Origin of the sequence: Bacteroides sp. D55t1_190419_B8 (genome assembly GCF_015558905.1) — a bacterium.
GTDB lineage: Bacteria > Bacteroidota > Bacteroidia > Bacteroidales > Bacteroidaceae > Bacteroides > Bacteroides vicugnae.
Map to the genome: position 1 here is coordinate 263,115 of NZ_JADMOU010000003.1, position 16,900 is coordinate 280,014.

General features: G+C 43.9%; 14 protein-coding genes. 3 read left to right on the forward strand and 11 right to left on the reverse strand.

The window, feature by feature from the left end; genetic code table 11:
• Positions 1-208: 208 nt before the first annotated feature.
• Positions 209-2,398 (forward strand): alpha-galactosidase, encoded by a 2,190-nt coding sequence (locus I2I13_RS04530; protein ID WP_195648916.1) that lies wholly within the window; start codon positions 209-211, stop codon positions 2,396-2,398.
• 376 nt (positions 2,399-2,774) lie between these two features.
• On the opposite strand, the gene I2I13_RS04535 is transcribed toward I2I13_RS04530, so the two are convergent.
• The 8 genes from I2I13_RS04535 to rimP all read right to left on the reverse strand — a co-directional run bounded on the left by I2I13_RS04535 (position 2,775) and on the right by rimP (position 13,410).
• Complete coding sequence (locus I2I13_RS04535; RefSeq protein WP_195648974.1) at positions 2,775-3,986, reverse strand: aminotransferase class V-fold PLP-dependent enzyme; 1,212 nt, start codon at positions 3,984-3,986, stop codon at positions 2,775-2,777.
• Between the two features lie 19 nt (positions 3,987-4,005).
• Positions 4,006-5,349: a Fe-S cluster assembly protein SufD gene (gene sufD / locus I2I13_RS04540; protein ID WP_004298250.1), complete on the reverse strand. Its 1,344-nt coding sequence runs from the start codon at positions 5,347-5,349 to the stop codon at positions 4,006-4,008.
• A 97-nt stretch (positions 5,350-5,446) separates the two neighbouring features.
• The gene (gene sufC / locus I2I13_RS04545; protein ID WP_004298251.1) at positions 5,447-6,199 is read right to left on the reverse strand and encodes a Fe-S cluster assembly ATPase SufC; all 753 of its coding nucleotides are present in this window, start codon (positions 6,197-6,199) and stop codon (positions 5,447-5,449) included.
• 115 nt (positions 6,200-6,314) lie between these two features.
• Complete coding sequence (sufB, locus tag I2I13_RS04550; RefSeq protein ID WP_004307399.1) at positions 6,315-7,793, reverse strand: Fe-S cluster assembly protein SufB; 1,479 nt, start codon at positions 7,791-7,793, stop codon at positions 6,315-6,317.
• Between the two features lies 1 nt (position 7,794).
• Entirely contained in the window at positions 7,795-8,328 is a 534-nt protein-coding gene (locus I2I13_RS04555; RefSeq protein ID WP_148364164.1) for a CvpA family protein, read from the reverse strand.
• Between the two features lie 112 nt (positions 8,329-8,440).
• Entirely contained in the window at positions 8,441-11,539 is a 3,099-nt protein-coding gene (infB, locus tag I2I13_RS04560; RefSeq protein ID WP_195357704.1) for a translation initiation factor IF-2, read from the reverse strand.
• A gap of 120 nt (positions 11,540-11,659) precedes the next feature.
• A complete protein-coding gene (gene nusA, locus I2I13_RS04565) occupies positions 11,660-12,940 on the reverse strand; it encodes a transcription termination factor NusA (protein ID WP_117932414.1) in 1,281 nt (426 codons plus the stop codon).
• Positions 12,941-12,942: 2 nt separating this feature from the next.
• Entirely contained in the window at positions 12,943-13,410 is a 468-nt protein-coding gene (gene rimP / locus I2I13_RS04570; RefSeq protein WP_148364166.1) for a ribosome assembly cofactor RimP, read from the reverse strand.
• Positions 13,411-13,582: 172 nt separating this feature from the next.
• On the opposite strand from rimP, the gene I2I13_RS04575 reads away from it, so the two are divergent.
• Positions 13,583-13,981, forward strand: a complete 399-nt coding sequence (locus I2I13_RS04575; RefSeq protein WP_148364167.1) for a hypothetical protein — start codon at positions 13,583-13,585, stop codon at positions 13,979-13,981.
• Positions 13,982-14,104: 123 nt separating this feature from the next.
• On the opposite strand, the gene I2I13_RS04580 is transcribed toward I2I13_RS04575, so the two are convergent.
• On the reverse strand, positions 14,105-14,803 hold the full coding sequence (locus I2I13_RS04580; protein ID WP_148364168.1) for a SprT family zinc-dependent metalloprotease: 699 nt from the start codon (positions 14,801-14,803) through the stop codon (positions 14,105-14,107).
• A 129-nt stretch (positions 14,804-14,932) separates the two neighbouring features.
• On the opposite strand from I2I13_RS04580, the gene I2I13_RS04585 reads away from it, so the two are divergent.
• Positions 14,933-15,715 carry a head GIN domain-containing protein gene (locus I2I13_RS04585; RefSeq protein ID WP_148364169.1) on the forward strand — a complete coding sequence of 261 codons (783 nt, stop codon included), beginning with the start codon at positions 14,933-14,935 and terminating at the stop codon, positions 15,713-15,715.
• A 168-nt stretch (positions 15,716-15,883) separates the two neighbouring features.
• Here the strand turns inward: I2I13_RS04585 and I2I13_RS04590 are convergent, their stop codons facing one another.
• Positions 15,884-16,363, reverse strand: coding sequence for a hypothetical protein (locus I2I13_RS04590; protein WP_148364170.1), 480 nt, complete (start codon positions 16,361-16,363; stop codon positions 15,884-15,886).
• Positions 16,353-16,862, reverse strand: coding sequence for an RNA polymerase sigma factor (locus I2I13_RS04595; protein WP_148364171.1), 510 nt, complete (start codon positions 16,860-16,862; stop codon positions 16,353-16,355). Before I2I13_RS04595 ends, I2I13_RS04590 begins: the two co-directional genes overlap by 11 nt.
• Positions 16,863-16,900 lie beyond the last annotated feature (38 nt).

Here is a 16,900-nt window from a genome sequence, read left to right on the forward strand (position 1 = left end):
TTAAACAAATGAACATGCTGTGGTTATTTACTTTATCCCTTATTTCCGCACTGGTTATGAACATTTCTATTTCACCACAGAGGACACCGAGTATACAGAGGAAAGAAATAATCTGTGGTGAAATGATTCATTTCTATGCCATTATAATTATCTTTGCGGCATTCTATGCCCACAAACTAACTAATACCTGATTAATTATTAAAAAACCATGAAGAAACTTTTCGTATTACTTATGGCATTGTTTACCCTGGCGCAAGTGGACGCCCAAGAAAAGAACGTTATCCGCATCGCAACGGACAACACTGACTTAATTCTCCAAGTAGCTCCTAACGGACGACTCTATCAGGCTTATCTGGGCGATAAGTTACTGAACGAGAAAGATATCAACAACTTTTCTCCTTACGTAAAAGGAGGAAGTGACGGTAGCGTATCCACCCGCGGATGGGAAGTATATCCGGGCTCCGGCGCCGAAGATTATTTTGAACCGGCTGTAGCCATCACGCACAATGACGGGAACCCGAGTACGATTCTCCGCTATATATCATCCGAGCAGAAGGCAGTGGCGGGTGGAACGGAAACGATCATTCAACTAAAAGACGATCAATACCCGGTGGAAGTCACACTGCATTACATCGCTTATCCGAAAGAAAACGTCATCAAGACGTGGAGTGAAATCAAACATGCAGAAAAAAAGCCTGTGACCTTATGGCGTTATGCTTCCACAATGCTTTATTTCTCCGGAAACGAATATTACCTGACAGAATTCAGCAGCGATTGGGCAAAAGAAGCACAAATGAGCACACAACCTCTGTTGTTTGGTAAAAAGGTGATCGACACCAAACTGGGAAGCCGTGCTGCCATGCACACCCACCCGTTCTTCGAGCTTGGTTTTGAACAACCGGCACAGGAAGCACAGGGACGTGCCATGCTAGGTACTATCGGATGGACAGGAAACTTCCAGTTCACTTTCGAAGTGGACAACGTAGGTAATCTCCGTGTAATCCCTGCCATCAATCCTTATGCATCTGATTATGAACTGAAGCCGAATGAAGTGTTTACAACTCCTGAATTCATCTTTACTTTCAGCAACAACGGCACGGGTGAAGCCAGCCGCAACCTTCACGCATGGGCACGCAACTACCAGCTGAAAGACGGACAAGGCGACCGCATGACTTTATTAAACAACTGGGAAAATACTTACTTCAAATTCAATGAGGAACTGCTTGCCGAATTGATGAAAGAAGCTAAACATCTTGGTGTAGATATGTTCTTGTTGGATGACGGCTGGTTTGGCAACAAGCACCCACGCAACAGTGACAATGCCGGACTGGGTGACTGGGAAGTGATGAGATCCAAACTGCCGGGCGGTATTCCTGCCCTTGTACAGTCTGCCAAAAAAGCCGGAGTGAAATTTGGTATCTGGATTGAGCCCGAAATGGTCAACCCTAAAAGTGAGTTGTTCGAAAAGCATCCCGACTGGGCTATCCAGCTGCCTAACCGCGAAACATACTATTACCGTAACCAGCTGGTACTCGATCTTAGCAATCCGAAAGTACAGGACTTTGTATATGGCGTAGTGGATAAGATCCTGACAGAGAATCCGGAAGTGGCTTTCTTTAAATGGGACTGTAACTCTCCAATTACGAATGTTTATTCTCCATATTTAAAAAATAAGCAGGGACAACTTTATATCGACCATGTACGTGGTATATACAATGTATTGAAACGCGTCAAAGACAAATATCCGAACGTGCCAATGATGCTCTGCTCCGGCGGTGGCGCCCGTTGCGACTACGAAGCTCTGAAATATTACACAGAATTTTGGTGCAGCGACAACACAGACCCGATAGAACGTCTGTTTATCCAGTGGGGATTCTCACAAATCTTCCCGGCAAAGGCCATGTGTGCACACGTAACCAGCTGGAACAAGAAGACAAGCGTGAAGTTCCGTACGGATGTGGCAAGTATGTGCAAACTGGGCTTTGACCTCGGACTGAAGGAACTGAATGCAGATGAACAGACTTATTGCCAGAATGCGGTTGCCAACTGGACGCGTCTGAAAAAAGTGATTCTGGACGGCGATCAATACAGACTGGTTTCTCCCTACGATGGCAATCACATGTCTCTCATGTATACCTCACCGGATAAGAACAAAGCTGTACTTTATACCTATGATATCCACCCACGTTTCGGTGAGAAACTGCTCCCGGTAAAACTTCAGGGACTGGATGCGAAGAAAATGTATAAGGTGAAAGAAATCAACCTGATGCCGAATTCCAAATCGAATCTGGCTGCCAATGAGAATACTTATTCAGGAGATTATCTGATGAAAGTGGGAATCAATGCTTTCACGACAAATCAAGCTTTCAGCCGCGTAATTGAGCTGACTGCCGAATAAAAAGGAATGAAGTAATCAATAAAAAAGGGGATTCGCTGTTATGAGCGTTTCCCCTTTCTTTTTACACACAATAATATTCAATTCATCTTCAATCGTAACAGCTGTTTCAATGGTTACAACTATTCCATTAGACGGGGAAGTCCCCTAAAAAAGTTGCAGCTACACCGTAATTTTTTACGATATAGCTGCGATTAATGTTAAAGAGAGAGAATTTATATAATATAAGCATGGTCTCACGACCCTCCTGATATTCAATGAACATTTTGTTTCTTTACTTATTAGACGCACGAAAGTCCCAATCACTGCACTTGACTGCATCTTTTTTTAGTTAAAGAATAAAAAAGCTGCTACTCCGCAGGAATAGCAGCTCATATCTTTAAAACATCTTGCTGACACGTTCAATCCCTGCCACCAATGTGTCTATTTCCGATTTGGTATTGTACATGGCAAACGAAGCACGTACAGTTCCCTCTATGCCAAGACGTTGCATGAGAGGTTGTGCACAATGATGCCCCGTTCTCACGGCAATACCTAAACGATCCAGCAACGTGCCAAGATCGAAATGATGGATATCTCCCACCAAGAAGGAAATGACTGCTCCCCGTTCGGCTGCTTCACCGAATATACGCATATGGGGGATTTCTTTCAAGCGTTGCAAAGCGTAAGTTGTCAGTTCATGCTCATGGGCGGCTATCTGTTCAATACCATGTCCATTCACATAATCAAGGGCTTTTGCCAGTCCGGTAGTTCCGATATAGTCGGGCGTACCGGCTTCAAACTTGAAAGGAAGTTCATTAAAAATGGTCTTCTCGAAAGAGACATGCTGAATCATCTCTCCTCCTCCCTGATAAGGAGGAAGGCGATCTAACCATTCTTCTTTTCCGTAAAGCACTCCGACACCTGTCGGACCATATATCTTATGGGCGGAGAATACCAGAAAATCGGCATCCAACTCCTGTACATCTACTTTCATGTGAGGAATAGACTGTGCAGCATCTATCAGGCAAGGTACACCATGCGCATGAGCTGTTGCGATCATCTCCTTCACCGGATTCACTGTACCCAGTACGTTCGATACATGAACCACACTGACTATTTTCGTACGTTCGGAAAATAGTTTTTCATATTCATCCAGCAGAAGTTCACCTTTGTCGTTCATCGGAATCACTTTAATGGCAATTCCTTTGCGGGCAGCCAACAGTTGCCAGGGAACGATGTTACTATGATGTTCCATCACGGAAACAATCACTTCATCCCCTTCTTCCATAAACTCGTCGCCAAAGCTGGAAACAAGCAGGTTGATACTTTCTGTTGTTCCGCGTGTAAAGACAACTTCATTCGTGCTACGGGCATTGATGAACTGACGTACCGTTTCACGGGAAGCTTCATGCAGTTCCGTAGCTTGCTGGGAAAGATAATGTACGCCGCGATGCACATTGGCATTGACGGAATAATATTCATCCACCAACGCATCAACCACCAAACGGGGTTTCTGTGTCGTCGCACCGTTGTCGAAATAAACCAAAGGTTTACCGTAAACCGTACGGCTCAATATCGGAAAATCTTCACGTATCTTTTGAATATCCACGTTCATTATTTTTTAGTGGTTACTTACAAATAGCACAACCCTGACATCTATTCAACTCGCCACGGAAACGTTTCTCTACCAATAGATGCAAACGATCTTTCAGCGCTTCCAAACGAATGGTATCGATCACTTCGTTGACAAATGCGAACATCAGCAGCAGACGGGCTTCTTTCTCTGCAATACCACGCGAACGCATGTAGAATAATGCGCCTTCATCCAACTGACCTACTGTTGCTCCATGCGAACATTTAACATCATCCGCATAAATCTCCAATTGAGGTTGTGTATACATTCTTGCATCACGCGTAGCACACAGATTCCGGTTAGTCTGTTGGGAATTCGTATGTTGTGCATCGGGACGCACGAGTACCAATCCGGCAAACGCACCTACCGACTGGTCGTCGAGTACATACTTGAACAGCTCATTGCTGGTACAGTTCGGTACGGCATGGTCAATACTTGTATGATTGTCTACGTGCTGGTTCTTGTCAGCAATCGCCATACCACAAAGATTTATTTCGGCTCCTTCTCCTGCCAGCAGCACTTCGGTCGTGTTGCGGGTAGTACCATTATGCAAAGTCATTCCGTTGAGCAATACATTGCTGTTGGCCTCTTGCTTTACATACAGGTTACTGATACGAACTGTACTTGTATGTGTTTCTTCCAGTTCATACATATCGAATACCGCATTCTCACCTGCAAACACTTCAATGACTTGTGTCGCCAGAAAGTTCACATTATCCATTGCATGGTCACAAATCAGCAAACGGGCTTGCGCGCCATCCTCCAGAATAATCAGTACGCGACGGTTCACCATAAAGTTAACATCTGCACGCAGGATATTTACCAACTGGATCGTTTTTTCCACCACCACGTTCTTCGGCACATAGAAGACAACGCCATCTTGTGCAAAAGCGGTATTGAAAGCAGTCACACCATCCTTGGAAGTATCTGCCAGTTGACCGTAATACTTCTTCACCAACTCCGGGTGTTGCTCGGCCACTTCTTTCAGGCTGCCGAAAATCACACCTTCCGGCAGATTTCCTGTGGGAAGTGCTCTATTATAAAATGTGTCATTTACCACAAAATACAAGGAGGTACTCATATTCGGCACATCACACTTAAACACCTCATACGGATTGACCGGAATAGCCAAACGATTCAAGTTCAAACCGAAATCCGGTTCAAAGTACTTGCTCACATCCGTATATTTGTACTTCTCCATCTTACGGGTCGGAAATCCGAGTCGCTCAAAATCGGCAAATGCTGATGCACGAGGCGCATTCAGCACTTCGGCACTATGCTTGCAGATCATCGCTTCCGTCTGTGAGAAAAGTTCTATATATTGTTGTTCAACCATCATAGCTTATATTTTTTTATTTACAGGCACGGATTACACGGATTTCACAGTTTAAAATACATGAGCAAAACCGCGTTATCCGTGTAATCCGTGCCTAAAATTATTCTCCTACTTCTTTCTTGATCCAATCATATCCTTTTTCTTCCAGTTCCAGAGCAAGTTCCGGTCCGGCAGTTTTTACGATACGACCTTTATAAAGGACATGCACAATATCAGGCTTGATATAATCGAGCAAACGTTGGTAGTGGGTAATAACGATTGTACTTGTTTCAGGAGTTTTCAGCTTGTTCACCCCTTCCGCAACAATACGGAGTGCATCAATATCCAAACCGGAATCTGTCTCATCGAGGATGCTCAAACGCGGTTCCAGCATAGCCATCTGGAAAATCTCGTTCCGTTTCTTCTCACCACCGGAAAAGCCTTCATTCACCGAACGGTTAGCCAGTTTATTATCCAACTCCACCACCGCACGTTTCTCACGCATCAGCTTCAGGAACTCACTGGCGGTCAGTGCAGGCAGACCTTTATATTTGCGTTGCTCATTCACAGCAGCACGCATAAAGTTCACCATGCTCACACCCGGAATTTCTACGGGATACTGGAAACTAAGGAAGATTCCTTCATGGCTACGATCTTCGGGGCTCAACTCCAATAGATCCTTTCCATAAAAAGTGACCGAACCTTTTGTTACCTCAAAAGCCGGATTACCCACCAATACGGAGGAAAGCGTACTTTTACCGGAACCATTCGGTCCCATAATAGCGTGCACCTCACCGGGATTCACCGTCAGGTTAATACCTTTCAATATCTCTTTGCCATTAATACTGGCATGCAGGTCTTTTATTTCTAACATGATTATATTTACTATTTTTTCATTTACTATTTACTATTAAAAACCTATACTACCGACAATTTACCTCCAATAAGCACACAGCCAAATAGTAAATCGTAAATTGTCAAATAGTAAATCACCCCACGCTTCCTTCCAATGAGATGGTAAGCAGCTTCTGTGCTTCTACCGCAAACTCCATCGGAAGTTTATTCAACACTTCCTTTGCATATCCGTTCACAATAAGTCCGATAGCATCTTCTGTCGGAATACCGCGCTGGTTGCAATAGAATATCTGATCTTCACTGATCTTGCTCGTCGTAGCTTCATGCTCTACCACTGCCGTCTCATTGTGAATATCCATATACGGGAAGGTATGTGCACCACACTTATCTCCCAGCAACAGAGAGTCACACTGGCTATAATTACGGGCATTATCCGCTTTCTCGGCCACGCGTACCAACCCACGATAGGAGTTCTCACTATGTCCGGCGGAAATACCTTTACTTACAATCGTACTACGGGTGTTCTTACCCAGATGAATCATCTTCGTTCCGGTATCTGCCTGCTGATAGTTATTCGTTACAGCTACGGAATAGAATTCAGCAGTCGAGTTATCGCCCGTCAGGATACAGGAAGGATATTTCCAGGTGATTGCCGAACCGGTTTCCACTTGTGTCCAGGATAATTTACTGTCCACTCCTTTACAGTTACCGCGTTTGGTCACAAAGTTGTATACACCGCCCTTGCCTTCCGCATCTCCCGGATACCAGTTCTGAACGGTACTGTATTTTACTTCTGCACGGTCGTGCACAATGATCTCAACGATAGCGGCATGCAACTGATTTTCATCCCGCATCGGAGCCGTACATCCTTCCAGATAAGAAACATACGAATCATCATCCGCTACAATCAGCGTACGCTCAAACTGTCCCGTGTTACGGGCATTGATACGGAAATAAGTGGAAAGCTCCATCGGGCAACGTACGCCTTTCGGAATATACACGAAAGAGCCGTCAGAGAACACTGCGGAATTCAACGCTGCAAAGAAATTGTCCCGATAACCTACTACCGAGCCCATATATTTCTTCACCAGATCCGGATGCTCCCGCACGGCTTCACTGAACGAACAGAATATAATCCCTTTCTCCATCAGCGTTTCCTTGAAGGTAGTCTTTACGGAAACAGAGTCCATAACGGCATCCACTGCCATTCCACTAAGAGCCATTTGCTCTTCCAAAGGAATTCCCAGTTTATTAAACGTCTTTATCAGTTCAGGATCGACTTCCTCCATGCTCTTCGGTCCTTCTTTCTTCTTTGTCGGATCGGCATAATAAGAAATTGCCTGATAATCAATTTCAGGGATACGGAGATGTGCCCAGGTAGGCATTTCCAGCGTCAGCCAATGGCGATACGCTTTCAGTCGAAACTCCAGCAACCACTCCGGTTCGTCTTTTTTCGATGAAATCAGACGAATGACATCTTCATTAAGTCCACGCTCAATGATGTCCGTATGCACCTCTGTGGTGAAGCCGTATTTATATTTCTCCTCCGCAAATTTCCGGACAAACTCATTATCAGTCTTCTTTTCAAGTTCGTCTTTCTGATTGGGTTTCATTTTATTGGGTTCTTGTTGCATCTTTATCTTTATTCTCTAATATATATTGTTGCGTCATATTCTTCGCAGCAGGGAAAAAGATCCCCGCAAACGTTTCCATCGGATAATATAACAAAGATTCCTCCTTTTTTGTTGCACTAATTAACTTATTATCGCTGTCCACAAACTCTATCGCACCAATCACTACACTCGTTAACAACAGAAACTTAAGTGCTCCCAGCCCACTTCCTAACCAGCGATTCAGCCAGTTCAGCGAAATAGCCTGCATTGCTTTTGTCAATAGCGAGGCAATCAATACAAAGATCAATGGTACGGCAATCCAGATCATGATAAAAGCCAACACTTGTGCAACTGTCATTGAATCCGTCACTGTCGGGCAAAGCTTCTCCGCCAAAGAGGCATACAGAGCTTTCGCTGCCATCAGACCGACTATCAACCCCAAAATAGAAGCCAACTGACGAATGAAGCCTTTTACAAAACCTACAATCGCTCCGGCGCCTATTACAATAAGGATAATTATATCAATCGTTGCCATATTCTTCTATTCTATGATATAATTCAGGCACGGATTTCACGGATTACACGGATTTATTAAAGAACCGTGAAATCCGCGTAATCCGTGCCTGATATTGATTCAGCACTGCCTATTACAGTGTCTGTTTCACTTCTATTTCTTCGAATGTCTCGATCATATCGCCTACCTTCATGTCGTTGCAGTTCACCAGACTGATACCACACTCGAAGTTTGTACCTACTTCCTTCACATCGTCCTTGAAACGTTTCAATGCGTTGATGTTTCCGGTAAAGATTACGATACCATCGCGGATCAAACGAGCCTTGTCGCTGCGTTTCACCTTTCCGGTCTTCACCATCGCTCCGGCTACCAGACCGACTTTCGTGATATTGAATACTTCGCGGATTTCGATGGTTGCAGTAATCTGTTCCTTTACTTCCGGAGCCAACATACCTTCCATAGCAGCCTTTACCTCTTCGATTGCATCGTAGATGACAGAATACTTACGGATGTCAACACCCTCTTGATCGGCCATCTTACCGGCAGCACCCGAAGGACGTACCTGGAATCCGACAATAATCGCATCCGAAGCGGCAGCCAAAGAAACATCAGATTCAGAAATAGCTCCTACACCCTTATGGATAACATTTACCTGAATTTGTTCCGTAGACAACTTAATCAACGAATCGCTCAATGCTTCCACAGAGCCATCCACGTCACCCTTAACGATGATGTTCAATTCCTGGAAGTTACCCAAAGCAATACGACGACCCAACTCATCCAATGTAAGGATCTTCTGCGTACGCAAACCTTGTTCACGAGCCAGCTGCTCACGTTTATTAGTGATTTCACGAGCTTCCTGATCGCTTTCGACTACATGGAATGTATCACCTGCAGCAGGAGCACCATTCAATCCCAGGATCAATGCCGGTTCGGAAGGTCCTGCTTCCTTGACGCGTTGGTTACGTTCGTTGAACATAGCCTTCACACGTCCGTAGCTGGTTCCCGCCAATACGATGTCTCCCACTTTCAGAGTACCGTTAGATACCAATACAGTAGCTACATATCCACGTCCCTTATCCAGTGAAGATTCGATGATGGACCCCGTAGCATTACGGTTCGGATTTGCCTTCAGGTCGAGCATTTCTGCTTCGAGCAATACTTTTTCCAGCAAGTCTTCCACACCCATACCTTTCTTGGCAGAGATATCTTGTGACTGATATTTACCACCCCATTCTTCAACAAGGTAATTCATCGCAGCCAATTCTTCTTTAATCTTATCCGGATTTGCAGTCGGTTTATCGACCTTATTGATTGCAAATACAATAGGTACACCGGCAGCCATCGCGTGATTGATCGCTTCTTTCGTTTGTGGCATCACGTTATCATCGGCAGCCACAATAATGATAGCAATATCCGTTACTTTGGCACCACGAGCACGCATAGCGGTAAACGCTTCGTGACCCGGAGTATCGAGGAATGTAATACGACGACCGTCTTCCAGTTGCACGTTATAAGCACCGATATGCTGGGTAATACCTCCAGCCTCACCGGCAATTACATTCGCCTTACGGATATAGTCGAGCAAAGAAGTCTTACCGTGGTCAACGTGTCCCATCACCGTTACAATCGGAGCACGCGGTTGCAAATCTTCCGGAGCATCTTCTTCTTCAACAATAGCTTGTGCCACTTCCGCACTTACATATTCAGTCTTGAATCCGAATTCTTCAGCCACCAGATTGATGGTTTCCGCATCCAAACGCTGGTTGATGGAAACCATGATACCAATACTCATACAAGTAGCGATAACCTGATTAACCGAAACATCCATCATCGTTGCCAATTCGTTAGCCGTAACGAACTCGGTCAACTTCAATACCTTGCTGTCTGCCATTTCCTGATCTTCCAGTTCCTGCATACGGTTGGAAGCCATTTCACGTTTCTCTTTACGGTATTTGGACGTTTTATTCTTACCTTTGGTTGTCAGACGTGCAAGGGTTTCTTTTACCTGTTTTGCTACGTCTTCCTCGCTCACTTCCTGTTTGATAACCGGCTTCTTGAAGCGATCTTTATTGTTGTTATTTCTTCTGTTGTTATTTCCCTGTCCGTTGGCCTGACCGCCCTGACCGTTACCATTGCCGCCTTTACCCTGTACATTAGGTCTCGGAGCAGCAAAGTTGGAAGTTGCAACATTGTTAACGTCCACCTTCTCTTTATTGATACGGTTCCGTTTCTTCTTGTTTGCAGCTGCTTCCGCACTGTCCTTAGGTCCGCTCTTCGCCAATTTAGAATCATCCTTACGGATTTCCTTGATGATAGCTTCCTTCATCAACTTCTTCTGATCCTGACGGATTTTTTCCTTTTCTTCACGTTCGCGACGTTTCTCTTCCTTCGATTTCTTCTTGGGGCGAGTAGACTGATTCAATGCAGCCAGGTCGATCTGACCGATCACATTAATCTTCGCGCCTAATTCCGGTTGACGGATTTTGAAAACACCATCATCCTCCGGAGCCTTTTCCGCTACCGGGGTTACTTCAGCCTGTGCAGTTTCCACCTTTTTTTCTTCTTTATGTTCTTCCGCCTTCACAGGTGCAGTTGCTACTACCTTCGGCTCTTCTTTTTTCACTACTTCCACTACTTTTTCAACTTCTACCGGCTTCGTCTCCACTACAGGTTCCGGCACTACTACGGGCTCAACCACCACTGGAGCAGGCTCTACTACAGAAACAGGAGGTGTCACCACCTCTTCCTTCTTCACCTCGGGTTCTTTCTTCTCGGGCTCCTTTTCCACTTCGGGTTTAACGACAGGCCGTTCTACAACAGGTTCTTCCTGTTTCTGTTCCGGTGCTTTCTCCACCTTTTCAGGTTTACGACCGTTCAATTTATCCAAATCAATTTTTCCGACAGGTTTAAACTTCGGACGTGCATCCTCAGGTACGACTGTCTTAATCACATCTTCCGACTTCGGCTTTTCGGGCTGCTTTTCGAAGCCTTCAATCGATACCGACGCCTTATTACGTTCCTTATTCTGACGTTCCTGTATGAAACGCTCCGATTCAAGTCTAAGGTTCTTATCTGTACTAAACTCCTTTACGAGTATAGCGTATTGCTCCTCGCTAATTTTGGTATTAGGATTAGCCTCAACGGTATGCCCTTTCTTTTGCAGGAACTCAACTACCGTCGCGATTCCTACGTTCAAATCTCTTGTAACTTTGTTTAACCTTATCGTCATATTTTAAAATTAATGAATAAATGGAGCTTGTTTAATTGAAAATTGAGAATTGAGAATTAAAAAATAAAAGTCTGCTACATTATGTTGTATCGCAATTTTTTAATTTTTAATTTTTAATTTTTAATTTTCAATTGAAGAAGGATCTTCTTCTTCAAACTCCGATTTCAAAATGCGTATTACCTCGTCCACTGTCTCTTCTTCCAAGTCCGTCTTTTCAATCAACATCTCACGAGGAGCATTCAACACAGCCTTCGCTGTATCGATGCCGATAGCTTTGATAGCGTCGATCACCCATCCGTCGATTTCGTCTCTGAACTCGTCGAGATAGATATCTTCGTCAGCTACATTCTCATCCAACTCACGGAACACGTCGATAGTGTACTCAGTCAACATACTGGCCAGTTTGATATTCAAACCGCCTTTACCGATAGCCAGCGAAACTTCTTCCGGTTTGAGGAATACCTCTGCTTTCTTCTCTTCCTCGTTCAGACGAATAGAAGAAATCTTAGCCGGGCTTAAAGCGCGCTGTATAAACAATGAGATGTTCGATGTGTAATTGATTACGTCGATGTTCTCATTGCGAAGTTCACGAACAATGCCATGAATACGACTTCCCTTTACACCTACACAGGCTCCTACAGGGTCGATTCTGTCATCGTAAGATTCCACCGCAATCTTGGCACGTTCGCCGGGGATACGGGCAATCTTCTTGATGGTAATCAAACCATCATTAATTTCGGGTACTTCCATCTCGAACAGGCGTTGCAGGAAAACGGGAGAAGTACGTGACAAGATAATCTTAGGATTATTATTCTTGTTATCCACGCGGGCAACTACTGCACGGGCCGTCTCACCTTTACGATAAAAGTCGCTCGGGATTTGTTCGGTCTTAGGTAACAGCAATTCGTTTCCTTCATCGTCTAAAAGCAACATCTCTTTTTTCCAGATCTGATATACTTCCGCATTGATGATAGTACCTACCTTATCTATATATTTATTATAAATACTGTCTTTTTCGAGTTCCAGAATCTTGGAAGCCAGCGTCTGGCGAAGATTCAGGATCGCACGACGTCCGAACTTGGCAAAGATCACCTCGTCAGTCACCTCTTCACCTTCTTCGTAAGAAGCATCAATTTTCTGTGCCTCGCTCAACGAGATCTGCATATTCGGGTTAGTCAGATCTTCATCGGCCACAACTTCACGGTTACGCCATATCTCGAAGTCACCCTTGTCCGGGTTCACGATCACGTCGTAATTTTCATCGGTGCCAAACATTTTCGCGATTACGCTACGGAACGACTCTTCGAGTACGCTAACCATCGTCGTTCTATCGATATTCTTCAGTTCCTTAAATTCCGAAAATGTATCAATCAAGCTGATTGTTTCTTCTTTTTTGGCCATAACTATTTAAAGCTAATTAAGTATTTAGTATATTTTATTTGCTCATAAGTGAAGGTTTCGTCCTCTTCTACCAGTTTCGGACGCTTTGATCCTTCGGGTTTTACTTTCTTTTGTACGCCTACCGTAAACTTCTCTTCATCGGCATCTTTCAGTATGCCGGCCAACTTCCGTCCGTCTCCGGTCAGCACTTCCACCTCTTGTCCGATGTGGATATAATACTGTTGCAGAACTTTAAAGGGTTGTCCGATCCCAGCCGACCCTACTTCCAGTTCATAATCTTCCTCTTCGCGGTTCAGTTTCGACTCTATGAAGCGGCTAAGCTCCACGCAATCTTCGATCCAAACACCTTCTGCATGGTCTATTTCAACCACAATCTTGTCATCCGGGCTCACGGTTACCTCTACTAAAAAGTAGTCTTTTCCTTCCAGCCACTCTTCTACAATCTGACAAACAGTTTTCTTTTCTATCATTTATTAGCTATATAAGAACAAAAAAAGGAGCTTAATTGCCCCTCCACCTTTCATCCGTTTTCGGTTGCAAAGATATAAATAATCTGTTCGACTACAAAACATTAAAGAAAAAAAGTATGAATTAACAGTGCTATATTCGTATCTTTACGCCGTAATTCAAAAAATAACGACTATGGCACATCGTCTCAACACAAATAAACAGTTTATGGTAGGTAACGGGCTGCTTGCTTTTGCCGTCATTTTTGTCGTAGTTATTTTTGTCTATATGAGCATGCGACTACAACGGGAAAAGCAGGAAGAACGTCATTTTATCGAGAGCTATACAATCAGTCTGGTAAAGGGGTTTGCCGGAGATTCCATCTCTTTGTTTGTCAATGACAGTCTGATCTCCAACAAAACCATGTCGGAAGAACCTTACACAGTAGAAGTGGGACGTTTTGCCGAACAGAGCGCCTTGCTGATTGTAGATAATAACACAGAATTAGTGTCTACGTTTGATCTTAGTGAAAAAGGAGGGACTTATCAGTTCGAAAAAGAATCAGACGGAATTAAACAATTAGCCAAACAATAAGGGCATATTAACTAAGTTTGTGCCACCACGTTGGCACAACTATGCCATCGCATTGGCACGACTGTGCCAACGTGGTGGCACAAGTGTGACAATACGATGCCACTAATCCGGCAATGAAACATTCTAAATTTCCGTACGGTACTTTCTTAATTCTCCCCTTAAAGCCAATGCTTTTCCTTCTGTAAGCTGATTTAGCAACGCCCAAAATCGTTCGCTATGATTCATCTCACGCGTATGACATAATTCGTGCAACAACACATAGTCTATTAAATGAGAAGGCAGTAAAATCAGATAATAGGATAAATTAATATCTTTTCGAGCCGAACAACTTCCCCACCTGCCTTGACTGGAGTTTATTTTCACACTTGAATAGGGAAGTCCGCATTGCTTGGACAAGGAGGCCAAACGTGAAGGAAGGATACTTTTCGCATTCCGCCTCAACGATTCTTCGATTACCTTATGCAACCAGCTTTGCAGTTTCTCATCCGTAAAATCCGCATGAGGCGGACAAACTATTTCCATAACTCCCAACCGGGAATTAGCCAGAAACTGATCTTTTTCACCGGAAACCAAGGATAGTTTAAAGTGCTCCGCATCAATTTTATAATTCAGATCAATCAACGGCCGGGCTAGTTTTTGTCGGGAGGCCAGAAGTTTACCACGCAGATTCTCGACCGCCTGCTTCACTTCTTTCAATGTAGTGCCGGGAGGAACCGAAACATAAACAGCATCACTCTTTGTACGGAATACAAGACTCCTCGCACGTGAATTGACGCGCACTATCAGACGTCCTAATTCGTCATCTTCTATGATCTTATCCATTATAATCCTCCTATCAACAGGCACAAAAGTAATAAAAAAGAAGATTCTAATGAAAAACTTCGCGGAAGATGCAACTTTATATCAGACTCTTCCGTCTAACTGCCATATCAATCATAGAAAAACATAATTATGAAAACAAGTTTATTGCTCGTATTAGTCACCGGATTGTCTCTAGTACTTACTGCCGGCTCTTGCTTGCAGAGAAAACACGTAGTAGGCAGCAAGAACTACATCTCCCAAGAAGTAAAAGCCGACCACTTCAATGAAATCAAACTATTGGGAAGTGCCAATATCAGTTATCACCAAGATACACTCAGCCACGTTGAGATACATGGCTCCGATAACATTATACCACTTGTAGAAACGTATGTAGACGGCAATACATTAATTATTAAATTCAAGAAGAATGTCAGTATCCGGAAAGGGAAACTGGAAATAAAAGTTTTTGCTCCGGAACTGAATAAGCTAACGATTAATGGTTCGGGAAATATAAAATTAATCAATGGAATACAAACTTCTAAAGATATCGAGTTCCATATAAACGGCTCGGGAAACATTCAGGGAGAAGGGCTTAACTGCCGAAGAATGGCTGTTTCAATTAATGGATCGGGAGATGTAAGACTGCAACAAATTGAGAGTCAGGAATGTCAGGCAGGAATTTCCGGTTCGGGCAACATCAATCTTAAAGGCAAAGCCATTCAAGCAAAATATTCTATTAGCGGATCGGGAAACATTCAGGCTGCAGATTTAGAAGCAGAAAATACGGATGCAAGCATCAGTGGATCCGGAAACATCAGTTGCCATGCAAGTCAGAAGCTGGTTGCCCGCGTGAAAGGAAGTGGCGATATTGCCTATAAAGGCAATCCACAAGAAGTGGATGCTCCACGGAAAAACATACGGCAAATCAAATAAAGACAGTCTAAAACACATAAAAGGGCTACTGCATCGCGCGGTAGCCCATTTATTTAGTTAGTTTTAATCTAAAAATTTGAGAGAATTGAAAACTTCACAGTTTCGCCTTCGTTGTTGTTTTAATTAAGCACACTAACTATATTATATGTTTAAAGCAAATGAAAATGTCTATTCGTTTATAACTTGCACCTTGTGGTTGATCTTCGCCAAACTATCGGCTAAAACCTGTTCCGCTTTCACATCATTCGAGATAGCGACCGACGGCGCAGTTACTTGTTTACCAATGGTATCCGTTGCCAATACACTTCCGTCATCTCCGGAGAAAGAATGTTGTGCCACATTCCCCAAAGAAAGGATGATTGCAATCACGGCAGCGGCTTTGAACAGAGGAATAAAACGACCGGCCAGCGTCAAGCGTTTCGCTTTTACAACCGTAGGCTCCACCTCTGCCAGAATACGTGCATCAAAGTCTTCGCCCAGTCCTACTTCCTGCTGAACCTGTTGATAAACAAACAGGTTTTTATAGCGAAGCAAATGAGCCGGAACTTCCTCCTTTGCGAAGAAGTCGCGCAATGTTGCTTCCTCCTCAACGGAAGTTTCGCATTGCCAGTATCGCTCCAGGAGCTGTTCTATATCCTTATAATCCATATTCGTCAATTTCTAAGTACCTTTGTTTTACTTTTTGTCTGGCTCTGAAGAGGTTCACTTTAACTTGTTCCTCTGTCAGATTCAGCAACCCTGCAATTTTCTTATAGCTTTCACCTTCAATGTCCCTCAGTTGCATGATAAGCCGCTGTTTTTCGGGAAGTTCGTTTACCAGTCTATTAATAATGTTCATTCTCTCATCATGAATCATCTGGTCATACGGACTGTTTGCATCAGGTTCTTCCTCCATCTCGGGGGTGAGTTCCACGTTTTGAGCCTCTTTCTTTTGACTTCGATCTATCGCCAGATTCTTTGCCACTGTCAGGCAATAAGCTTCGACCGATTCAATTTGAGACCACTCATCACGCATCTTCCACACTCTTATCATGGTGTCCTGAACGACATCCTCGGCTTCGGCCCTATCCAGGGTGATTCTGAGAGCCAATCGAAAGAGTTTATCCTTCAACGGCAAAATATCGTTTCGGAAGCTGATTTCTTGCATCTCTATAATAATGACGGGCTAGGATATGAAAAGTTACA